We start from the raw sequence: 21,192 nt of genomic DNA, 5'->3' as shown, positions 1-21,192 counted from the left end.
TGATGAAAAATATGCGTACTCCGGCTTACACGATGCTGACCCTTGCGACCATCGCCACCTCCGCATCCTGCCTCGCGGCGGAAAAATTTACTTTCCTCACCAACTGGTATGCCCAGGCGGAACACGGCGGCTTCTATCAGGCCCAGGCCAAAGGGCTGTATAAAAACGCCGGCCTCGACGTCGACATTAAAATGGGCGGCCCGCAGATCAACGTCATGCAGCTGATGGCGGCGGGTCAGGCGGATTGTACCCTCGGCGACAACGGCCAGGCGCTGGAAACCTGGCAGGCGGGCGTGCACGCCGTCACCGTCGCCACCGTTTTTCAGCACTCGCCAACGGTATTTATCACCCATGATAAGGTCGATAACCCGGCACAATTAAAAGATAAAACCTTCCTGCTCGCCACCGAAGCCTATACCTCTTTCTGGCCGTGGGCGAAGAGCGAGCTGGGGCTGGGCAGCACCAAAGTGCGTCCCTATACCTTCAACGTCCAGCCGTTCCTGGCGGACAAAAATCTGGTACAGCAGGGCTACGTGACCTCCGAACCGTTCTCCGTCGCCAAAGGGGGGCAGCCGTTCTACGTCTATCCGCTCAGCGACTGGGGCTACCCTCCCTACGGCAACTCGATTATCTGTATGACCGACACCATCAAGAAACGTCCGGCGGCCGTGGCGGCGTTCGTCAAAGCCTCGATGGAGGGCTGGAAAAGCTATCTTCAGGATCCCGGCGCCGGGAATGCGCTGATTAGCAAAGCGAATCCGCAAATGGGGGCCGAGCAGATCGCCTTCGGTATTGCCCAGATGAAGAAATATCAGCTGGTCACCGGCGGCGACGCCATCACCGACGGCATCGGTATCATCACCCGGCCGCGGCTGAAGAAAACCTGGGACATGCTGGTGAAAAACAAGCTGATCGATGCCAGCAAAGTGCCTTTTGAGCAGACCTATACCCTGGATATGGTCAAAGATGCCGGAGTCATGCCATGAATACCGCTCCTAAACTTACCGTCATGAGCGACAGCCGCTTCGCTCAGGCGCCCGCGACGCCGGCCATCGAAGTGCTCTCGGCAGAGAAGATTTACAGCAACGGCACCCGGGCGCTGCTGCCCGTCAATCTGACCATCAATCAGGGGGAGTTTGTTACTCTGCTCGGCCCCTCCGGCTGCGGTAAGAGCACCCTGTTGAAAATGGTCGCCGGTCTGGTGGAGCCCAGCGACGGCAAGCTGATGCTGTGGCGTCGCGATAGCCGGGAAAAAGCCCAGGTCCCCCTCTCTTTCGTTTTCCAGGAAGCTACGTTGATGCCCTGGAGCAGCGTCCACAGCAACGTCCGGCTGCCTCTGGATCTGGCCGGCGTTCCGCGGGCGGAAGCCAACACCCGGGTGAGCGAAGCCCTGGAACTGGTGGGGCTGGGCAAGTTCGCCAACGTCCTGCCGCGCGAGCTATCCGGCGGCATGCAGATGCGCGTCTCCATCGCCCGTGGCCTGGTGACGCGGCCCAAACTGCTGCTGATGGATGAGCCCTTCGGCGCGTTGGATGAAATTACGCGTAATAAGCTCGATAGCGATCTCCTGCGTCTCTGGCAGGAGCAGAACCTGACGGTGGTGTTCGTCACCCATTCGATCCATGAAGCGGTGTTCCTCTCTCAGCGGGTGATTATGATGGCGGCCCGCCCGGGCCGGGTGGTCGAAGATATCGCCATCAGAGAGCCGTTCCCACGCAGTGAAGAGTTCCGCGTCAGCCCGGCATTTTCCCACTATGCCCGGCAGCTGCAGGACAGTCTCTTACAGGCAAGCCAATCCGGTATGGAGTCCTAATATGAAAGCCGCTAAATCGACACCGTGGATTAATCATCCCCGTTTTCTCAAAATTCTCTATCCAACCCTCGTCGCGGTGCTGGTGATTTTGCTGTGGCAGGGGGCGGTCAGCTATTTCCGCATCCCGCAATTTCTGGTGCCTTCCCCCCTCGTGATGGTGGAAAGCCTGTGGACGCATCTGACGCCGCTGCTGCTGTCATTGCTGTTCACGCTGAAGATCACCCTGATCTCATTTCTCCTGTCGATCGTCATCGGCACCGCCATTGCGTTTATCCTGGTGCAGAACCGTTTTGTGGAAACCGCGCTGTTTCCCTACATCGTTTTCCTGCAGGTGACGCCAATTGTCGCCATCGCGCCGCTGATCATTATCTGGGTAAAAGACGCCACCCTCTCACTGGTGGTGTGCTCAACCCTGATGGCGGTCTTCCCGATTATCTCTAATACCACCCAGGGATTGCGTAGCGTATCGCCCGGCCTGCTGAGCTATTTCAGGCTCAACCACGCCAGCCGTTTGCAAACCCTGGTACGACTGCGCATTCCCTCCGCGCTGCCCTATTTCTTCGGCGCCCTGCGTATTTCCAGCGGTCTGTCGCTGATCGGCGCCGTGGTGGCGGAGTTTGTCGCCGGTACCGGCGGCACCAATACCGGCCTCGCCTATCAGATCCTGCAGGCGGGTTACCAGCTGGACATCCCGCTGATGTTTGCCGCTCTGCTGTTAATTTCCCTCGCCGGTATCGCGCTGTTTGGGGTGATGTCCTGGGTGTCGCAGCGGGCGCTCAGCGCATGGCATGAAAGCGAAGCGGTGCAATCTCACTAACGTATTGATGATTAACAGGTAGAAAAATGATGACTCGTGAGCAACGTCAACAGGCGGTCGCGCTGATCCAGCAGGCATTGCCGGAGCTGGAGTGGACCTTACAGCCGGCGAAGATCAAACGTCTTTCCCGCGATTTTCACTGGTTCAGCCCGGTGCTCAACCAGCAGCTGGAGGGAAAACAGGCGGACGCGGTGGTCCGTCCGCGGGACGAAGAAGAGCTACGGCAGCTGGTTGCCGCCTGCGTGCAGCAGCAGCTGCCGCTTACCCTGCGCGGCAGCGCCACCGGCAATTATGGCCAGCTGGTGCCCCTCGAGGGCGGAGTGCTGGTCGATATGACCGCCCTGAAGCGGATCTGCGAACTCAAAAACGGCACGGTGCGCGCCCAGGCCGGCATTCGCCTGGCAGAGATTGAAGACGCCACCCGTCCGACGGGATGGGAGCTGCGTTGCATGCCGTCGACCTTCCGTCTGGCCAGCTTAGGCGGCCTCTACTGCGGCGGTTTTGGCGGCATCGGTTCCATTAACTACGGTCCCCTGGCGGCGCCCGGCAATGTGCTCAGCGTCAAAGTGATGACCGTGGAGGCCTCGCCCCGCGTGTTGACCATTCCGGCACCGCAGGCGCTGCTGCTGCATCACGCCTACGGCAGCAACGGCATCATCCTTGAAGTCGAACTGGCGCTGGCTCCCGTGCACCGCTGGATTGAACGCCTGGATGTGTTTGACGACTTCGCCGACGCCCTGAATTACGCCAACGAGTGCCTCCGCTCGCCCGGCTTCGTCAAGCGCCAGCTGGCGCTGCTTGCCGCGCCGATCCCCGACTATTTTAGCCACCTTAACGGCCACTATCGGGCCGGGCAGCACGCGGTCATCAGCGTTATCGCCGAGGAGAGCGAAGGTCTCTGTCACGGTCTGGTGCTGAAACATCAGGGAGAAAATGCCATCCGCCAGAGCGGCGATGAGGCCCGGGAGAGCCATACCTCATTAATGGAATATTGCTGGAACCACACCACGCTGCATGCGCTGAAAATCGACAATACGCTGACCTATTTACAAACCGCGTTTAATTATCAGCGCTTCGCGGAGCAAATTTTGCAGATGGAGCAGCGGTTCGCCGGGGAGGTCATGTCGCATATTGAATTTCTCCGCGATAATGATGGCAATATTACCGCCAGCGGCCTGCAGCTGGTGCGCTATTCGACAGAAGAGCGACTCAATGAAATTATGCAGATATTCCGCGATAACGACATCAAGATTAATAACCCGCATGTTTTGCAGGTTGAAGACGGCAAGCAGGGAATTATTCGCCCGGATGTCGTGGCCGTTAAAAAATATATCGACCCGGATGGTTTACTTAACCCAGGCAAACTGCGCGGCTGGGCGCTGCGCGACCAGTTAATCTTAGACAACAATCCGTTGTTGTTAACCGATAAATAAAATCCAGACCATTTACCAACCCTACAGAATAAAAGCACAAGGTGATCATCCGCCATATTCATGGCCGGTATTTTTCTTTCCGAAATTGCAGTGATATTTAACAGGGTGATGTCAATGAAACGCAAAAACATATATCGCGGAGCGACGCTGGGCGCCTTGCTTATTTCCCAGGGGATATTTATCGATGCCAGCCACGCCGCTATTCCATTAACCCACGACTGTGAATCCGGCATCGCCGGTTCACTCAGCGAATTCTTTACCTGCGGGAGCGTCAGCGGCAGCCTGCGCACATTATATTATTCAACCCATAATGCCTATTTTGTTTCGGGCCTGTCGCAGGATACGGTCAGCTACGGCGGCAGCGTCAAATATGCTACGGCGGAATATTATGGCGTCAGCCTCGGCGTCAGCGGCATTCTGCAGCGCGGAATTTCCCATAACGATGACCATCTGGTTAACGAACTTGGCCCCAATCAAACCGGCGTCGGCGAAGCCTGGCTCAGCTGGCATTATGACCAGTTCCGCATCACCGCCGGCGACCAGCGGATTAATATTCCTTTTATCGGCGACTACGACTGGCGCATTACGCCGATACTATTCCGGGCGATTGATGCCAGCTATGGCGATAGCGACAATTTCCTGCACGCCACGAAAATCACCCGCTATAAACCCTGGGGCGACGATCGGTTTCTGGATACCACCGCGTATACCGACATCGAGCAGAGCACCAACGGGATGTGGGGCGTCGGCGGCGGGCGATCCATATCGTTCGGCGATCGCAAAGTTAACGCCCAGATGTGGTACGAAAACTATGACGACTATACGCGGATTGTCTACGCCGACAGCTTCCTCTCGTGGAACGAATATGCCGCTGCGCCCAAAATCGGCCTCCAGTTCATTCGCGGCCTGAGCGAAGGCAAAGCGCTGGCCGGCGAGGTGAACAGCACCAGCTATGGCGCGCAGCTCAGCATGAAGCTGGCTCCGTCTCTGGCGTGGACGCTGAATTATAACCACATCGCCGCCAACGGTAACGCTTACGGCAACGGCGCCCTGGTGACGCCGTACGCGCACAATACCTCTTCCGGCCCCTACTTCGCGCAGCCCTTCTTTACCAGTACCCAGGACCTCGGCAGCGGCAACGCCTACTCCACCGACCTGAACTGGGCCGCCACGGAGCAGGTTTCCCTCGGCAGCCGCTACTCGTTTATGGATTTAACCCCCGCGGCGGGCGCCTCCAGCAGCCACCAGTCTGAATACCTGATCTACGGCACCTACCGTTTCGGGGGAGTGCTGAACGGGCTGAGCCTGACGGACTTTGCCGGCGTACAGACCAACTCCACCTCGGATAAAAATTTCTGGCAAAACCGTCTGGCCCTACAGTATGACTTTTAACTGCCTCACGGCCGACGCCCGCCCCGCGCGCCTGCGGGGTTAGCGCCCGGGCATCAATGCGCGATGGTCGCATTGATGCCCTGTCCCACCTCCAGAGCCGCAGCCTGCCATCGTCCTCCCGCAAACCACCACCTTCCCTGTTGACTTATTTTGTCAAAGGTTTACTTTTCAGGACATGAAGAAAATACTGATTATCGTCCCCGATGGCGGCATGCTCTTTGAATCCGCCGGTATTGCCGACATTCTGATGCAGGCCAACAGACTGCACGCGGAGGGGGCTGAGCGCCCGCGCTACCGCGTTGCCCTCGCCACTACCCAGCCCCACCAGGTGATCCACGGTCAGTCCGGGCTGAACCTGCTTGCCGACCATCGTCTTCACGAAGTGGATCCGCGCGAGCCGCTCGATACCATCATCATCACCGGCAGAGGGCAAAACGAGCAGGAAGGCATCGCCGTGGTCGACTGGCTGCGCCTCGCCGCGCCCCACGCCCGACGCATCGCCTCCGTATGCGGCGGCGCGATGCTGCTGGCGCAAAGCGGGCTGCTGAACGGCCGGCGGGCCACCACCCACTGGAAGCTGCTGGACACCCTGCAGTCGGCTTTCCCGGAGGTACGGGTAGAAGGCGGGCCGCTGTATATTCAGGACGGTCCGATCTGGACCTCCGGCGGCGTCAGCTCCGGTTTCGACCTGACGCTGGCGCTGGTGGAAGACGATTACGGCTTCACTCTCGCCCGCGATATCGCCCAGGATATGGTGATGTACCTCCGTCGCCCCGGCGGTCAGCTGCAGTTTAGCCGCTACAACCTCGACCAAATCAACAGTTCAGGTCCGATAAGCGAGCTGCTGAAGTGGATCCTCGCCAATATCACCGCCGATCTCTGTGTCGAAGCGCTGGCGGAAAAGGTCGCGATGAGTCCGCGCAATTTTACCCGCGTGTTTACCCGTGAAACCGGAGTCTCTCCGGCGCGCTACGTTGCCGAAGCGCGCCTGGCCGCCGCCAGACAGCTGCTGGAGCAAACGAGCGACACGCTGGAAAGAGTCGCCGAACAATCCGGTCTTGGCAGCGCCATTAACCTGCGCCGCATCTTTGAAAAACAGCTGCACCTGACGCCGGGCGAATACCGGCAGCGTTTTCACTGCCGAAAAATGGCGTAAAGTGATCGTTATTCGTCATTTACGCCGAAATGCCGACAACCTACAGTAAACCAGAGACAACAAATAAGGAGTGGATCATGGTTAAGGTCGGTATTAATGGTTTCGGCAGAATCGGGCGTAACGTACTGCGCGCGGCGCTGGGCAATCCGGATATTCAGATTGTGGCAATCAACGATCTGACGGACAGCAAAACGCTGGCCCACCTGTTGAAATATGACTCGCTGCTGGGCACCCTGCCGGTAGCCGTGGAGGCAGCCGACGGAGCGCTTAGCGTCGATGGTCAACCCGTCATCGTCTACAGCGAACGCGACCCGGCGCGTATTCCGTGGCGAGATGCGGGGGTAGACATCGTCATCGAAGCCACCGGGTTCTTTACCGAACGTGAAAAAGCGGCGGTCCACATTCACAGCGGCGGCGCGAAGCGGGTGATCATCTCGGCGCCCGGCAAGAATGACGATTTAACCATTGTGATGGGGGTTAACCACGAGCTGTACGATCCGCAGCAGCATTCGGTCGTCAGCAACGGCAGCTGCACCACCAACGGCCTTGCCCCGGCAGCTCAGGTTCTGCATCAGCATTTCGGGATCAAGCATGGCCTGATGAATACCACCCACGCCTACACCAACAGCCAGGCGCTACATGACCAGCCGGAAAAAGATCTCCGTGGCGCCCGCGCGGCAGCGTTATCCATCGTCCCCTACTCCAGCGGCGCCGCCAAAGCGCTGGGCAAAGTGATCCCTGAACTGGATGGCCGCCTGACCGGCTACTCGCTGCGCGTGCCGGTGCCGGTGGTGTCGATTGTCGACCTTACCGTCACGCTGGAGCGCGAGGTGACGGCAGAACAGGTGAATGAGGCATTCCGCCAGGCCGCCGCTTCCGGCCCGCTGCAGGGCATTCTCGGCTACAGCGACGAGCCGCTGGTCTCCAGCGACTATCAGGGCGACCCGCGTTCTTCCATTATCGATGGCCTGTCGACGCTGGTGATTGGCGGGAATATGGTCAAGATCCTCGCATGGTATGACAACGAGTGGGGCTTCTCCAACCGTCTGGTCGATTTGGCGCAGTTTATGGCCCGGCGCGAGCGCTAACCCTGCCGGGGATGAACGCCCGACGAGCGCGGGCGTTCACCGTCTACTGCCGGTTGAGGGTCGCCAGCAGCGCCTGCTGCAGGCTGGCGCTATCTACCGGGAAGGGCAGATGTTCACGCGCCTCCGGTTTAATCTTCACCCCTGCCGCAATGCCTGCCAGCAGGGGGCGCGGATCGCCGCTTCCCCATTCGGCAGGCGTCAGCGGCACCTCCATCCGCCGCAGCCAGCCCAGCAGCGGCTCGCGGTCTACCGGGTCACGGTGTTGCAGTATCGCCTGTACGGCCAGCCCGTAGCCCACCTTTTCGCCATGCAGCCAGTGATGAAACGCCTGTTGATGGGTCATGCTGTTGTGAATCGCGTGGGCCACGCCAATCCGCTGGCTCTCATCGCGGACGCTGTTGGCCAGCCCGGCGAAGGCAATCACCGCATCGATGGTCTGCACTAACGCCCGGGTCACCCGCTGACGGCGATTATCCTCCAGCGCCTGCATGGCAGACGACTCAAAAACCTCCAGCGCCATCGCTGAAAACTTGAGCTGCAGCGCCAGGCCGGGCGCGTCGCCGTCTGGCGACTGATAGGGACTGAATTCAAACCATTTCGCCAGCGCATCAACGATCCCGGCTTTTAAAAAACGCACCGGCGCGGCGGCGATGACCTCACTATCCACGAGGATCCAGGCGGGAAACCGCCGCAGCGGCAGGCTGCCGCTATGCCCACCCCGGTGGTTGTAAAGCACGCTGAATGGCGACCATGCGGCGCAGGTTGCCGCCACCGTGGGCACCTGTATCACCGGCAGTTGCCCGGCCAGCTCTCCCACCCCTTTTGCCGTATCCATCACGGCACCGCCGCCAAGGCCAACCACGCCCTGCGCCCCGCTCTCCTGCGCCTGGCGCGCCAGATTTTGCACGGTCTCGAGGGTACATTTCCCGGTTAAACGGGCGACGTCAAAAGCGATACCTTCACGCTGAAGGCTGTGGCCTAGCGCGTCTCCGGCCACGCCAAGGGCATGGCCGCCGGCGACAATCAAGACCCGGCGGGCAAGCGGCGCAACGTATTCCCCCACCTTGTTGAGCACCCCCGCCTGCTGCAAATAATTTTCCGGCACTTTCATCGCTATCATGCGCATTCTTCTCCCTCTTGTTCCAGCGCTAGTTCTGCATGCCCCAGCGTTTCACCGTCAGCCTTTCCAGGGTCGCAAATACCAGCCCCTCAACCAACAGGCCAATAGCGGTGACCATCACCAGACCGGCAAATACCCGGTCGGTGTACATCTCATTGCGGTTCTGGAAAATGTACCACCCGAGCCCGCCGCTGCCGCTCGATGCGCCAAATACCAGCTCCGCCGCAATCAGCGTCCGCCAGGCAAAGGCCCAGCCGATTTTCAGCCCCGAGAGCAGCGCCGGCAGCGCGGCGGGGATCAGGATCCACAGCACGTATCGCCATCCGCTTAATCCATAGTTACGCCCGGTCATTTTCAGCGTCTCCGGCACGCTCATAAAGCCGGACCAGGTATTCAGCGCCATGGGCCAGACCACCGAATGGACGATAACAAACACCAGGCTCGCGTTGCCGAGGCCGAACCACAGCAGCGACAGCGGCAGCAGCGCGATGGCGGGAAGCGGGTTAAACATCGCCGTCAGGGTGCTCAGTAAATCCCGGCCAATGCGCGTCGAGATAGCCAGCGCGCTGATGAGCAGCGCCAGAAACGTGCCCAACAAATAGCCTTTCAGCAGCAAACCGATCGATAGCCACGCCCGGCGGGGCAGCTCGCCGCTCGCGATATCCTCCTGCAGAGCGGTAAAGGTTTGCCAGAAACCGGGAAACATCAGGTCATTATTTTGCCAGCGCGCCGCCCCTTCCCATACGGCGATCAGCACCAGCAGCAGCAGGGATTTACGCAGCCATGCCTGATTTCCCAGCCGCACGAGCAGCGGCAGCGGTTCGGCTAGCGTGAAATTCTCCAGCGGCGGCAGCTCGCGCTGGTATTCAGGCCGGACAGGAGGTAGGTTGCTCATATGGACTCCCTGAGTGATTATCCTTTACGCCGCCCTCGGGTAATGCCGCCGGCGGAAATAACAGGTCGTGGATCCGCGCGACATCGGCCTGGAACCCTTCCCCTCCGGCATCCGCCAGCGTGTACTGATGACAGTTCAGCTCGGCCTTCACCCGCCCGGGATGCGGCGACAGCAGCAGCACCCGGCTGCCGACGATCAGCGCCTCTTCGATGGAATGGGTGACAAACAGCAGCGTAAACCGCACCTCTTCCCACAGGCTAAGCAGCTCCTCCTGCATTTTGCGCCGGGTCAGCGCATCGAGGGCGGCAAAGGGCTCGTCCATCAGCAGGACCTGGGGATGCAGCGCCAGCGCGCGCGCAATGGCGACCCGCTGCTTCATCCCGCCGGAGAGCGAATTAGGGTAGGCATGGCGAAACGCGCCGAGCCCCACCTTATGCAGGAAATACTCCGCGCGCTCCATCGCCTCGGCTCGTCCCGCCCGGCGGCTGGCGATCAGCGGAAAGGCGATGTTTTCCGCCACCGTTTTCCACGGCGGTAGCTGGTCAAACTCCTGAAAAACCATCATCCGGTCGGGGCCAGGGCGATTAACCGTTTCTCCCGCCAGGCGGATCGCCCCGGAGACCGGGGGCAAGAATCCGCCAATGGCTTTCAGTAAACTGGATTTTCCGCAGCCGGACGGCCCGAGCAGGACAAACCGGTCCCCCGGCCAGACGTCAAAGCTGACGTCATGGGTGGCCTGCACCAGCCGCTCGCGGGTGCGGTATTGCAAATTAACGCCCTCAACGCGCAGCAGAGGCGGGGGTAATGCGACGGATAGTTCAGACATATCAACTCCCCGGCAGGGTATGTGCTTCGCTGAAGAAATAATCTTTCCAGGATTCGGCTTTGTGTTTCAATATTCCCAGCTGATACAGCTTATCGGCATAAACAAACGTCCGCTGCGGGGTAATGGTGAAATTATTTTCCGGATCCGCGATCATTTTCTCGATAAACGCCGCCGGGAGCTTCGACTGCTCCACCCGAATATAGGATTGCGCGGCCCCGGCCGTATCGGCTTTAATGATCTCCTCCGCTTCCGCCAGGGCCGCGAAAAAGGCGCGATAGGTTTTTGGATTGTCATCATGAAATTTCTCCGTGGTATAGAGCAGATTAAAGGTTCCCGGTCCGCCTAATACCTCATAGGAACTTAATATTTTATGAATACCGGCATGTTCCAGCGCCTGATACTGAAAAGGCGGGCTGGAAAAATGGGCGCTAATTTCCGATTTTCCGCCAATCAGCGCCGCGCTGGCGTCCGGGTGCGGGAGACTGACCGTAATATTATCGAAGCGCTTATAGTCCGCGTTGCCAAACAGCCGCGCGGTCTCTATCTGCAGAGTCCGCGACTGAAAACCTACGCCGGCGGCAGGGACCGCGATACGGTCTTTACTGCTCAGATCCTTGACGCTCTGCACCGCCGGGTTGTTACTCAGCAGGTAGTTCGGCATCGATCCCAGAGCCGCGATCGCTTTCACATTCTGCTTGCCCCGGGTGCGGTCCCACAGCGTCAGCGCCGGCGGAACGCCGGCGGCCACCACGTCCAGCGCGCCGGAAAGCAGCCCTTCATTAAGTCCGGTGGCCCCGGAAAGCGTGCGCCACTCGACTTTAATATCCAGCCCTTCGTCTTTGCCATGCTTTTCGATTAGCTGATGATCTCGCACCACGTCGAGGATCAGATAGCCAATGCCATATTGCTGGGCAATACCGATGGTGCCCTCTGCCCTGGCAGCGGTCGCCGCCAGCAGAGTACTGAGCAAGAATAAAGCCGTTGCCGACCGTTTCCCTATATAAGACATGCCGTTGCCGTGCCGTAAATTCATTGCCGCTCCCGTCAATCATCAACCCACCGATCGCCGTCATATCCTGAGGCGTATTTAAAAAAGTCGATTTATCCTGAAGCCATTCCCCGGGAATAATAAATGATTTATTGCTATATATTATTCCCGTTAGTCCGGACGTCCGCAGGTGATAACAGTTAAATGACATCATGGTCTATTTTGCCGGCAAGAATTAACACCCGGTTATCACTATGCGTTTTCCAGATATATAAAGTCAGTTTCTGTCGTTATGTTAAGAAATAAACGGCGCTATAGTTTGCCGCTCATATTATTGAGTGGAAAACCAGGGAGCGATTATGCCGGTTTTTAATCATGATGAGCTGCGTCGCTATTTACGCCAGCACCTGCAGGAGGCCGGAGTCGCAAAGGCGGTTGCCGGGGAAGTAGCGGATAATCTTGTCGAGTCGTCGCTGCAAGGCCATGACTCACATGGGGTCACGCTTATTCCCCGCTATATCGAGGCCATTCGCGCCGGAGAACTCGATCCGCAGGCAACCCCGCAACTGCTTCGCGATGCCGGGCCCGTGATCTCGTTTCACGGCGGCAACGGTTTTGGCCAGCTGACCGGTCGGCTGGCGATGGAACAGGCTATTTTGCGGGTACGGCAGTTTGGCGTTTGCATTATGGGACTGGCGCAGACCCATCATCTTGGGCGCATCGGCGCCTGGGCGGAACAGGCGGCGGCGGAGGGGCTGGTATCCCTGCACTTCGCTAACGTCGGCGCCCGCTCGGTGGTGCTGCCGTTCAACGGCCAGCGCCCGCGCTTCGGCACCAACCCTTTCTGCGTCGGTATTCCTGTCGCCGGCAAGCCGCCGGTAGTGCTTGATTTCGCGACCAGTACCATTGCCGGCAATAAAGCGCGGATCGCCTGGAATGCGGGCCGGGAGCTACCGCCCGGCTGCGCCGTGGATAACGTGGGCAACCCGACCCGCGATCCGCGCTGGCTGATGCAGGAGCCGCTCGGCGCGCTGCTGGCGTTCGGCGCCCACAAAGGTTCCGGTCTGGCGCTGATCTGCAGCCTGCTCGGCGCGGCGTTGACCGGCGGCGAAACCGAGAGCGCCCCGCCCCCCGCCGGGCCCGGCATCATCAACAATATGCTGTCGATCGTCTTCGACCCGTCCCTGCTCGGCGCGGGAGAGCGCTACACCGCGGCGGTGGCCGACATGCTGGCATGGACCCGCACATCGCGAGACGACGACGGGCTGCTGCTGCCCGGTGAGGCAGAGCAGCGGCAGCGGCAATTTCGCCTGCAGCACGGTATCGAAATCGATGAGGTCAGCTGGCAGCAGTTCAAAGCGCTGGAAGGCACCCTGTCTACGCCGCATCCTTGAGATAACCACATCGGTAATCCGTCGGGCCCGGTAGTCAGGCGCCGTAGCGAACGCCAGTGACGGCGGCGTTCATGAGGTGATACCGCAGGAGCGGCCTGGCGATATTCCTCCCGCGGCTCCTCGCCGCAATCGCCAGCGGGCGGAAAATTCGCTATTATCCGCCCCCACCCTTTTCAGGCTCCTGTTCATGTCCACCATCGTCGATACTTTTATTGCCCCTCCCTGCTACGAATCCATCGCGATCCTTTATCAGGACGAGCATCTGCTGCTGATCAATAAGCCCGCCGGGCTGCTCAGTCTGTCGGGGAAGAATCCGCAGAATCTCGACTCGGTGCACCATCGGCTGGTGCAACAATTTCCCGGCTGTACCCTCGTTCACCGTCTGGATTTTGGTACCTCCGGGCTGATGGTGGTAGCCAAAAATAAAACGATCAATGCGGCGCTGAGCCATCAGTTCAGCCAACGTTCGGTGACAAAGGTATACAGCGCCCTGCTGTGCGGGCATCTCCATGAGGATGAAGGCGCCATCGATGCCCCCATTGCCAAAGATCCGGCGCGCTTTCCGCGCATGGCCATTTGCGCCATTAACGGCAAGCCAGCCCGTTCCCGCTACCGGGTGACAGAACGCCTCACCCGTGAAGGCGCAGAGGGTAGCCTGCTGCCGCTGAGCCGGGTGCAGCTGTTCCCGGAAACCGGGCGCACCCACCAGCTGCGGATCCATTGTCAACTGCTGGGGCACCCGATTCTGGGCTGCGATCTCTACGGTGGCCTGACGTGGCCGGGCAGCGCACGCGCGCCGCGGCTCATGTTGCATGCCAGCGAACTGCATTTTGTTCACCCTGTCAGCGGCGAGCCCGTCAGCGCGCGCAATGCCAGTCCGTTCTGAATCTCCCGACGGCGGATAGTCGCCGCAGCGTTTTAAAACTGGCTTCATTATTATGTAGCAAGCTAATAAAAATGAATCATATTGATGACAACAGGCATTAACCGGTTCCCCCCTCCGATACGGCGTGGAGTTATGGGCTAATTACATGAATATTCAAGTAAATAGTTATATTCGCTCTCTCCACAACGGCATATAATCTCTTTGTTTGTTCGTTTTTGTCACAGCCTGACTTCCCTACACCGCCGCCCAACCGCTCTTTTTTTGCCTCATCGTGAACGCGAATCTCCGGATATCCACCGACTGAACACGCCAGCCCTGACGCATTATCCCCAGGCGATCTGGCTCTCATTATGATTCCAATATGTCGGTTAAGTAACAATTCCGTATCATTTATTGAACATTAAATTGACGTTCTCCCTGTCTGTTTTCTATACGTTTAGCCGACCTGTTGACCAATACTAATAATCACAATGTGGAGCTTTTGATGAACAATAGTCCTTCAATGGAACAGACCCGCTCCGAGGTACTGGTCCCGCCCTCCTCTGCGGCGAGACCTCTGGATGCACGTCAGCAATCCGTCATCAATAAACTATTTCGTCGCTTAATTGTTTTTCTCTTTATTCTGTTCGTATTCTCCTACCTCGACCGTATCAACATTGGCTTTGCCGGCCTGACCATGGGCAAAGATCTGGGGCTCACCAGCACCATGTTCGGTCTGGCCACCACCCTGTTTTACGTGATGTACGTGATCTGCGGCATTCCCAGCAACATCATGCTCAGTATCGTCGGCGCCCGCCGCTGGATCGCCATTTTGATGGTGGTCTGGGGGATAGCCTCCACCGCCACCATGTTCGCCACCGGCCCGAACAGTCTTTACGTGCTGAGAATGCTGGTGGGAATTGCCGAAGCCGGCTTCCTCCCGGGACTGTTGCTGTACTTAACTTTCTGGTTCCCGGCGCAATACCGCGCCCGCGCCAACGCCCTGTTTATGATTGCGATGCCCGTCACCATGGCGCTTGGCTCGCTGGCTTCCGGGTATATTCTTAATCTCGACGGCGTGCTGAATCTGAAAGGCTGGCAGTGGCTCTTTTTGCTGGAAGGGTTTCCGTCGGTGCTGCTCGGACTGGTGGTGTGGTTCTGGCTTGATGACAGCCCGGATAAAGCCAAATGGCTGACTGCCGATGATAAAGCCTGTTTAAAAGAGATGCTGGATGCCGACCGCGCGGCGCTACAGCAATCGCGGCTCAGCGAAGCCAGCCTGCCGCTGTCTCAGCGCAGCATGCTGCGGGAGCTGTTTACCCCGGTTATCATGCTCTACACGCTGGCCTATTTCTGCCTGACCAATACCCTGAGCGCCCTCAGCGTCTGGACGCCGCTGATTCTGCGCAGCTTCAACGAGCAGAGCAGTAATATCACTATCGGGATCCTGAGCGCGATTCCGCAAATCTGTACCATCGTCGGGATGATCTGGTGGAGCAAACGCTCCGACCGCCTGAAGGAGCGCAAGCTGCATACGCTGCTGCCCTATCTGTTCGCGGCGGCGGGCTGGATGCTCACCGCGTCCAGCAGCAACCCGCTGCTGCAGTTCACCGGGATCGTGATGGCTTCCGCCGGCGCCTTTGCCGCGATGGTCATTTTCTGGACGACTCCTGACCAGTCAATTTCTCTGCGCGCGCGGGCGCTGGGGATTGCGGTGATCAACGCGACCGGCATGACCGGCGCGGCGCTGGGGCCGCTGTTGATGGGCTGGCTGAAAGACGTCACGGGGAATTTCAACGCCGGTATCTTTATGGTCGCCGGGTTCCTGGTGCTGGGCGCGGTGGTGATTGCCTTGATTCCGATGAAAACGGCGGTGAAACAAAGCACTCTGTAAGCGCTGACCGTCTGATTTTCCTGCCGATAAGGCATCAGGGGCGGCAATCTGCCGCCCCTGATATTGTGCCCGCCGGGCCTTGCGCTCCCCTGCTATTGCCACGCGACCTACACGCAGAGCACTTTTATCGCCAGCCCGCCGCGGGAGGTTTCGCGGTATTTATCATTCATATCCTTGCCGGTTTCGTACATCGTTTCGATAACCTTATCCAGCGAAACATGCGGCTCTGAGGTGCGACGCAGCGCCATACGCGCCGCATTGACGGCCTTAACCGCGTTAATCGCATTGCGCTCAATACAGGGAATTTGCACCTGCCCGGCAACCGGGTCGCAGGTGAGGCCGAGGTTGTGCTCCATGGCGATTTCCGCCGCAATGCAGACCTGTGCCGGGCTGCCGCCAAGCAGTTCGGTCAACCCTGCCGCCGCCATCGAGCAAGCGACGCCAATCTCTCCCTGACAACCGACTTCAGCCCCGGAAATCGACGCATTCATTTTATACAGCGCGCCAATCGCGCCCGCCGCCAGCAGATAGCGCGCCAGCGAACCCGCGTTGACCGGACGGCGGAATTTATCGTAATAGGCCAGCACGGCGGGAATTATTCCGCAGGCACCATTGGTCGGCGCCGTCACCACTCGCCCGCCGGCGGCATTCTCTTCACTGACCGCCAGGGCGAACATATTGATCCAGTCAATGACGTTCATCGGGTCGCTGGAGAGGCTATCGCTGGAAACCAGCCGCCGCCTTAACGCCGCCGCACGACGCGGAACATTCAGCGGGCCGGGCAACACCCCTTCGGTGTTCATTCCGCGCTCGATACCGTCGCGCATCACCGCGTAGATGCGCATAAAACCGGCGTCAATCTCCGCCTGACTGCGCAGCGCCAGCTCGTTTTGCCTCATCAGTCCGGAGACCGACAGGCCGTTGCGTTCGCAAAGCCGCAGCAGTTCGCTGGCGGAACGAAAATCATAGGGCACCGCAACCTCGGCATCCGGCGTCCCCCCGTAGGCTCCCTCTTCGACGATAAAACCGCCGCCGATCGAATAGTAGGTCTGACTCGCCCACGCCTGTGCGCCACTCCAGGCGGTTATACGCATCCCGTTTTCGTGATACGGGAGGGTTTGCGGGTGAAACACGATGTCGTCCGCCATCTGAAAGTCTACGCTCCGCACGCCGTTGGCGATCGGCAGGCGCCCGCTGTGCATCACCTGCTGAATAAATGCCGGCATGCCGTCAATATCGACATTTTGCGGGCTGTTTCCCGCCAGTCCCATAACAATCGCGACATCGGTGGCATGACCTTTACCGGTCAGCGACAGAGAACCATACAGGTCGACCACGATGCGCGTGATAGGGGCGATGTCGCCCATGCTCACCAGCTGGTCGATAAAACGTTTTCCGGCATTCATCGGCCCTACGGTGTGCGAACTGGAAGGACCAATGCCGGGTTTAAAAATATCGAATGCGCTAATCATATCCCCATCCTCGGGTTGCCGTTGCGTGGAGAACAGAAGTCACAGGAATTGGACGGCAGGGCAAAAACAGGTTCGCCCCGCCGCCGTTGCCTCAGAGGTCGCGTACCGCGATGGCTTCAATTTCCAGCTTCACATCCTTTGGCAGGCGGGCAACCTGCACGCAGCTGCGCGTCGGGTAGGTCGCCTGATGCTCATCAAAGAAGTGCTGATAGACCTGATTGATGGTGGCAAAGTCATTGAGATCGGTAATGAATACGGTGGTCTTCACGATGCTGCCCACCTCCAGCCCCGCCGCCGTCACGATCGCCTTAACGTTTTCCAGACTTTGACGCGCCTGATCGGCCACGCTGTCGGCAATCTTTCCCGTCTGCGGGCAGACCGGAATCTGTCCCGATGTCATGACCTGATAGCCGAGGTCGACGCCCTGAACATAGGGGCCAATGGCCCCCGGCGCGTGTGGGGTTGCAATTATCTTTCTCATTGTTCCTCCGGCGCTACAGCGCCTGGGTAAAGGTGCGTGAAATGACGTCCTGCTGCTGTTCGCGGGTCAGCGCATTGAAGCGCACGGCGTAACCGGAGACGCGAATCGTCAGGTTCGGGTAGTTTTCCGGGTGTTCGATGGCATCGAGCAGCATATCCCGGTTCATGACGTTGACGTTCAGGTGCTGTCCGCCCTCAACGTGCGCTTCGTGGTGGAAGTAGCCGTCCAGCAGCCCCACCAGGTTGGTTTTGCGCGTGGTCTCCTCTTTGCCCAGCGCGGCGGGGACAATAGAGAAGGTGTAGGAGATACCGTCTTTGGCGTAGGTGAACGGCAGCTTAGCGACGGAGGTTAATGACGCCACCGCCCCTTTGCGATCGCGACCGTGCATCGGGTTCGCCCCCGGCGCGAACGGCGTACCGGCCCGGCGACCGTCCGGGGTATTGCCCGTTTTCTGCCCATAGACCACGTTGGAGGTGATGGTCAGAATCGACTGGGTTGGGACAGCGTTGCGGTAGGTCGGCAGCACTTTAATCTTCTTCATAAAGCGTTCGACCAGATCGCAGGCGATACTGTCGACCCGCTGATCGTTGTTGCCATACTGCGGATAGTCGCCTTCGATGACAAAATCAACCGCCAGCCCGGTATGGTCGCGGACCGGTTTTACCTTCGCGTACTTGATAGCCGACAACGAATCGGTCGCCACCGACAGCCCGGCGATGCCGCAGGCCATGGTGCGATACACGTCGCGGTCATGCAGCGCCATCAGCGAAGCTTCATAGCTGTACTTGTCGTGCATATAGTGGATGATGTTGAGCGCGCTGATGTACTGCACCGCTAGCCAGTCCATAAAGTGATCGAGGCTGTTCATCACCGTGTCATAGTCGAGCACCTCATCCATCAGCGGCGCCGTTTTCGGCCCGACCTGAATTTTCAGCTTCTCATCCACGCCGCCGTTAATCGCGTACAGCAGGGTTTTCGCCAGATTGGCGCGCGCGCCGAAGAACTGCATCTGCTTGCCGATAATCATCGGACTGACGCAGCAGGCAATGGCGTAGTCGTCGCTGTTAAAATCGACCCGCATTAAGTCATCGTTTTCATACTGCAATGAGGAGGTGACGATGGAGACCTGAGCCGCATATTTTTTGAAGGCGATCGGCAACGCTTCTGACCAGAGTACGGTGAGGTTTGGTTCCGGGGCCGGCCCCATGGTATGCAGCGTATGCAGATAGCGATAGGCGTTTTTGGTCACCAGCGTCCGCCCGTCCAGCCCCATGCCACCGATCACTTCGGTCGCCCAGATAGGGTCGCCGGAGAAGAGCGTGTCGAATTCCGGCGTGCGCAGGAAACGCACCATGCGGATCTTCATAATGAAGTGGTCGATCAGCTCCTGAGCCTGCTGCTCGGTTAAGCGCCCGCTGTTGAAGTCGCGCTCAATGTAGATATCGAGGAAAGTGGCGGTGCGGCCCAGCGACATGGCGCCGCCGTTTTGCGATTTGACCGCCGCCAGATAGGCAAAATAGACCCACTGTACCGCTTCCTGGGCATTGCACGCCGGGCGAGAGATATCGCAGCCGTACTTCGCCGCCATCTCCTGCATTTGCAGCAGCGCGCGGCGGTGTTCTGCCAGCTCTTCGCGCAGGCGAATCGTCGCTTCCAGATTCTGCCCGTACTCCAGGCTGGACTGCAGATCGGCAAACTGCAGCTCGCGTTCGCGCACCAGGTAACGAATACCGTACAGCGCCACGCGGCGATAGTCGCCGATAATGCGCCCGCGGCCGTAGCCGTCCGGCAGCCCGGTCAGCACGCCGGATTTGCGACAGCGCAGCATATCCGGCGAATAGGCATCGAACACCCCCTGATTGTGCGTTTTGCGCACGTCGGTAAACAGATATTCAAAGTGCGGATCCATTTCACGACCGTAGGCATCGAAAGAACTTTTGATCATGTTGATGCCGCCGAACGGATGCAGCGCGCGCTTCAGCGGTTGCTCCGTTTGCAGCCCAACGATCTTTTCCAGTTCCTGTTCAATATAACCGGCAGCATGCGCGGTAATCGAGGTGGCTATATTGGTATCGAAATCGACCGGGGCGTGGGTCGCATTTTCAATATGTATTCCCGCCATCACTTTTTCCCACAGTGCGGTGGTTGCCGGCGTGGCCTCGGCAAGAAAGGATTCGTCCCCTTCATATGGCGTATAGTTGTGCTGAATAAAATCACGGACATTAATTTCTGCTTGCCAGTCCGTCCCTTTAAAACCTTGCCACGCTTCGGCATACAGCATATCGCTGGTATCGATATCTACCTTCATGAAAAATAGTCTCTCTGCAGGACAAAAAAAATAAATTATGCAAATTCCACTTGTGCGTTAATTTTCCCTAAGTGAATCGCATCGAGGGCAATCATTTTCTCTTCATTGGTCGGGATAACCGCGCAAATAACCCGGGCGGAGTCGGTGGAAATAATTCTTTCACCGTGGGAATTGGGCAGGCTATTCATGTCAGGATCGAGGGTGACCCCCAGTACCGCCAGATGTTCAATCACCAGGCGACGAATTAATAACGAGTTCTCACCGATACCGCCGGTAAAAATAATTCCGTCGAGACGATGTAGCGATGCGGCATGACCGGCAATATGGCGGGCAATCCGATGGACAAAGGTTTTAATCGCCAGCCGGGCGCGCTCATGACCGGCGTGCCAGGCCTTCTCCAGCACCCGCAGATCGGAAGAGAGGCCGGAAATGCCAAGCAGCCCGGACTCCTTGTTCACCACCCGCTCAAGGTCGCTGAGGGTCTGCTTGGTTTCGCAGGCGATCCATGCCATGGCGCCGAAGTCGACATCGCCACAGCGGGTGCCCATCATGAGCCCTTCCAGCGGCGTCATCCCCATTGAGGTATCCACGCTCTGCCCGTTGCGCACGGCGCAGATAGAGGCACCGTTGCCCAGGTGGGCGATAACCAACCCGGAATCCGCTTCCGGCAGCGCCAGCAAGGTCTGCGCCCGCTGAGCGACATAGCGATGCGAGGTGCCGTGAAAACCGTAGCGGCGCACGCCGAGCTCCTCAAAATACTTCCACGGCAGCCCATAGAGATAGGCCTCTGGCGCCAGCGTCTGGTGGAAGCTGGTATCAAACACCGCCACCTGCCTGACCCCCGGAAAGAGCTGTTGCGCTGAGGCAATGCCGCTAAGATTGGCGTAATTATGCAACGGCGCTAATGGCGACACCCGACGGATATTGTCAATCACCTCCTCGGTAATCACCACGGACTGCGTAAATATATTTCCGCCGTGGGCAATACGGTGGCCAATTAAGGCCACGCTGTCGATTAACGACCGTTTTTCCAGTTCAAAGGCAATGGCCTTTAAGGCGCCCTCGTAGTTACGCTGAGCCAGCTTAACTGGCTCTCCGTCGTTGATAGATAAAAAAGCGTTTTCAGAATTAATCCCGTCGGCAATTCCCGCCATTAAAACATCACAGCTGCTTGCATCAAGGACTGAAAATTTAATAGAAGACGATCCACAGTTAATGACCAGTACTACCGGGAATTCATTCATTTCATC

General features: G+C 58.6%; 18 protein-coding genes. 10 read left to right on the top strand and 8 right to left on the bottom strand.

Annotation, left to right across the window (positions count from 1 at the left end):
• Positions 1-2: 2 nt before the first annotated feature.
• The 7 genes from GRPL_RS11460 (at position 3) to gap (ending at position 7,699) form a co-directional block, all read left to right on the top strand.
• Positions 3-986, top strand: coding sequence for an ABC transporter substrate-binding protein (locus GRPL_RS11460; protein ID WP_032699425.1), 984 nt, complete (start codon positions 3-5; stop codon positions 984-986).
• Positions 983-1,813 (top strand): ABC transporter ATP-binding protein, encoded by an 831-nt coding sequence (locus GRPL_RS11465; protein WP_032687064.1) that lies wholly within the window; start codon positions 983-985, stop codon positions 1,811-1,813. Before GRPL_RS11460 ends, GRPL_RS11465 begins: the two co-directional genes overlap by 4 nt.
• Position 1,814: 1 nt before the next feature.
• Positions 1,815-2,630, top strand: a complete 816-nt coding sequence (locus GRPL_RS11470; RefSeq protein ID WP_032699424.1) for an ABC transporter permease — start codon at positions 1,815-1,817, stop codon at positions 2,628-2,630.
• Positions 2,631-2,656: 26 nt separating this feature from the next.
• Positions 2,657-4,063 (top strand): FAD-binding oxidoreductase, encoded by a 1,407-nt coding sequence (locus tag GRPL_RS11475; protein ID WP_162180086.1) that lies wholly within the window; start codon positions 2,657-2,659, stop codon positions 4,061-4,063.
• A gap of 114 nt (positions 4,064-4,177) precedes the next feature.
• Positions 4,178-5,455, top strand: coding sequence for a hypothetical protein (locus GRPL_RS11480; protein ID WP_032699464.1), 1,278 nt, complete (start codon positions 4,178-4,180; stop codon positions 5,453-5,455).
• A 175-nt stretch (positions 5,456-5,630) separates the two neighbouring features.
• A complete protein-coding gene (locus GRPL_RS11485; protein ID WP_032695235.1) occupies positions 5,631-6,611 on the top strand; it encodes a GlxA family transcriptional regulator in 981 nt (326 codons plus the stop codon).
• 77 nt (positions 6,612-6,688) lie between these two features.
• Positions 6,689-7,699 (top strand): type I glyceraldehyde-3-phosphate dehydrogenase, encoded by a 1,011-nt coding sequence (gap, locus tag GRPL_RS11490; RefSeq protein ID WP_032695236.1) that lies wholly within the window; start codon positions 6,689-6,691, stop codon positions 7,697-7,699.
• A gap of 43 nt (positions 7,700-7,742) precedes the next feature.
• On the opposite strand, the gene GRPL_RS11495 is transcribed toward gap, so the two are convergent.
• The 4 genes from GRPL_RS11495 to GRPL_RS11510 are packed head-to-tail and all read right to left on the bottom strand — an operon-like array spanning position 7,743 to position 11,549.
• Positions 7,743-8,819 carry an iron-containing alcohol dehydrogenase family protein gene (locus tag GRPL_RS11495; protein WP_032699462.1) on the bottom strand — a complete coding sequence of 359 codons (1,077 nt, stop codon included), beginning with the start codon at positions 8,817-8,819 and terminating at the stop codon, positions 7,743-7,745.
• A gap of 28 nt (positions 8,820-8,847) precedes the next feature.
• Positions 8,848-9,714, bottom strand: coding sequence for an ABC transporter permease (locus tag GRPL_RS11500; protein ID WP_032687059.1), 867 nt, complete (start codon positions 9,712-9,714; stop codon positions 8,848-8,850).
• Entirely contained in the window at positions 9,686-10,540 is an 855-nt protein-coding gene (locus tag GRPL_RS11505) for an ABC transporter ATP-binding protein (protein WP_032687058.1), read from the bottom strand. The genes GRPL_RS11500 and GRPL_RS11505 overlap by 29 nt, the downstream gene beginning before the upstream one ends.
• Before the next feature lies 1 nt (position 10,541).
• Positions 10,542-11,549 (bottom strand): ABC transporter substrate-binding protein, encoded by a 1,008-nt coding sequence (locus tag GRPL_RS11510; protein ID WP_032687347.1) that lies wholly within the window; start codon positions 11,547-11,549, stop codon positions 10,542-10,544.
• Positions 11,550-11,887: 338 nt separating this feature from the next.
• Here GRPL_RS11510 and GRPL_RS11515 point away from each other — a divergent pair, with 338 nt between their 5' ends.
• From GRPL_RS11515 to hpaX, 3 genes are all read left to right on the top strand, one after another.
• Positions 11,888-12,922: a malate/lactate/ureidoglycolate dehydrogenase gene (locus tag GRPL_RS11515; protein WP_032699422.1), complete on the top strand. Its 1,035-nt coding sequence runs from the start codon at positions 11,888-11,890 to the stop codon at positions 12,920-12,922.
• 187 nt (positions 12,923-13,109) lie between these two features.
• Positions 13,110-13,808, top strand: coding sequence for an RluA family pseudouridine synthase (locus GRPL_RS11520; protein ID WP_032695239.1), 699 nt, complete (start codon positions 13,110-13,112; stop codon positions 13,806-13,808).
• Positions 13,809-14,310: 502 nt separating this feature from the next.
• Positions 14,311-15,681, top strand: a complete 1,371-nt coding sequence (gene hpaX / locus GRPL_RS11525) for a 4-hydroxyphenylacetate permease (RefSeq protein ID WP_032695240.1) — start codon at positions 14,311-14,313, stop codon at positions 15,679-15,681.
• Between the two features lie 107 nt (positions 15,682-15,788).
• Here the strand turns inward: hpaX and tdcG are convergent, their stop codons facing one another.
• The 4 genes from tdcG to tdcD all read right to left on the bottom strand — a co-directional run bounded on the left by tdcG (position 15,789) and on the right by tdcD (position 21,186).
• Complete coding sequence (gene tdcG, locus GRPL_RS11530) at positions 15,789-17,153, bottom strand: L-serine ammonia-lyase (RefSeq protein ID WP_032695241.1); 1,365 nt, start codon at positions 17,151-17,153, stop codon at positions 15,789-15,791.
• 91 nt (positions 17,154-17,244) lie between these two features.
• Entirely contained in the window at positions 17,245-17,634 is a 390-nt protein-coding gene (locus tag GRPL_RS11535) for an enamine/imine deaminase (protein WP_032687053.1), read from the bottom strand.
• Between the two features lie 13 nt (positions 17,635-17,647).
• The gene (pflB, locus tag GRPL_RS11540) at positions 17,648-19,942 is read right to left on the bottom strand and encodes a formate C-acetyltransferase (protein WP_032687052.1); all 2,295 of its coding nucleotides are present in this window, start codon (positions 19,940-19,942) and stop codon (positions 17,648-17,650) included.
• Between the two features lie 35 nt (positions 19,943-19,977).
• Positions 19,978-21,186, bottom strand: a complete 1,209-nt coding sequence (gene tdcD / locus GRPL_RS11545) for a propionate kinase (RefSeq protein ID WP_032699421.1) — start codon at positions 21,184-21,186, stop codon at positions 19,978-19,980.
• Positions 21,187-21,192: the final 6 nt, after the last annotated feature.

It is taken from the genome of Klebsiella planticola ATCC 33531, from assembly GCF_000735435.1.
GTDB classification, from domain to species: domain Bacteria; phylum Pseudomonadota; class Gammaproteobacteria; order Enterobacterales; family Enterobacteriaceae; genus Klebsiella; species Klebsiella planticola.
Note: the sequence above shows the minus strand (reverse complement) of the source record. Positions and strands in the feature narration are given on the sequence as shown.

What these genes read in the sequence shown, in the direction of transcription:
- GRPL_RS11505 (WP_032687058.1), bottom strand. Translation starts at nt 10,540, where the DNA reads ATGTCTGAACTATCCGTCGCATTACCCCCGCCTCTGCTGCGCGTTGAG.
- GRPL_RS11475 (WP_162180086.1), top strand. Translation starts at nt 2,657, where the DNA reads ATGATGACTCGTGAGCAACGTCAACAGGCGGTCGCGCTGATCCAGCAG.
- GRPL_RS11460 (WP_032699425.1), top strand. Translation starts at nt 3, where the DNA reads ATGAAAAATATGCGTACTCCGGCTTACACGATGCTGACCCTTGCGACC.
- gap (WP_032695236.1), top strand. Translation starts at nt 6,689, where the DNA reads ATGGTTAAGGTCGGTATTAATGGTTTCGGCAGAATCGGGCGTAACGTA.
- GRPL_RS11470 (WP_032699424.1), top strand. Translation starts at nt 1,815, where the DNA reads ATGAAAGCCGCTAAATCGACACCGTGGATTAATCATCCCCGTTTTCTC.
- GRPL_RS11535 (WP_032687053.1), bottom strand. Translation starts at nt 17,634, where the DNA reads ATGAGAAAGATAATTGCAACCCCACACGCGCCGGGGGCCATTGGCCCC.
- GRPL_RS11510 (WP_032687347.1), bottom strand. Translation starts at nt 11,549, where the DNA reads ATGTCTTATATAGGGAAACGGTCGGCAACGGCTTTATTCTTGCTCAGT.
- GRPL_RS11515 (WP_032699422.1), top strand. Translation starts at nt 11,888, where the DNA reads ATGCCGGTTTTTAATCATGATGAGCTGCGTCGCTATTTACGCCAGCAC.
- GRPL_RS11465 (WP_032687064.1), top strand. Translation starts at nt 983, where the DNA reads ATGAATACCGCTCCTAAACTTACCGTCATGAGCGACAGCCGCTTCGCT.
- tdcG (WP_032695241.1), bottom strand. Translation starts at nt 17,153, where the DNA reads ATGATTAGCGCATTCGATATTTTTAAACCCGGCATTGGTCCTTCCAGT.
- GRPL_RS11500 (WP_032687059.1), bottom strand. Translation starts at nt 9,714, where the DNA reads ATGAGCAACCTACCTCCTGTCCGGCCTGAATACCAGCGCGAGCTGCCG.
- pflB (WP_032687052.1), bottom strand. Translation starts at nt 19,942, where the DNA reads ATGAAGGTAGATATCGATACCAGCGATATGCTGTATGCCGAAGCGTGG.
- GRPL_RS11480 (WP_032699464.1), top strand. Translation starts at nt 4,178, where the DNA reads ATGAAACGCAAAAACATATATCGCGGAGCGACGCTGGGCGCCTTGCTT.
- GRPL_RS11520 (WP_032695239.1), top strand. Translation starts at nt 13,110, where the DNA reads ATGTCCACCATCGTCGATACTTTTATTGCCCCTCCCTGCTACGAATCC.
- GRPL_RS11485 (WP_032695235.1), top strand. Translation starts at nt 5,631, where the DNA reads ATGAAGAAAATACTGATTATCGTCCCCGATGGCGGCATGCTCTTTGAA.
- GRPL_RS11495 (WP_032699462.1), bottom strand. Translation starts at nt 8,819, where the DNA reads ATGATAGCGATGAAAGTGCCGGAAAATTATTTGCAGCAGGCGGGGGTG.
- tdcD (WP_032699421.1), bottom strand. Translation starts at nt 21,186, where the DNA reads ATGAATGAATTCCCGGTAGTACTGGTCATTAACTGTGGATCGTCTTCT.
- hpaX (WP_032695240.1), top strand. Translation starts at nt 14,311, where the DNA reads ATGGAACAGACCCGCTCCGAGGTACTGGTCCCGCCCTCCTCTGCGGCG.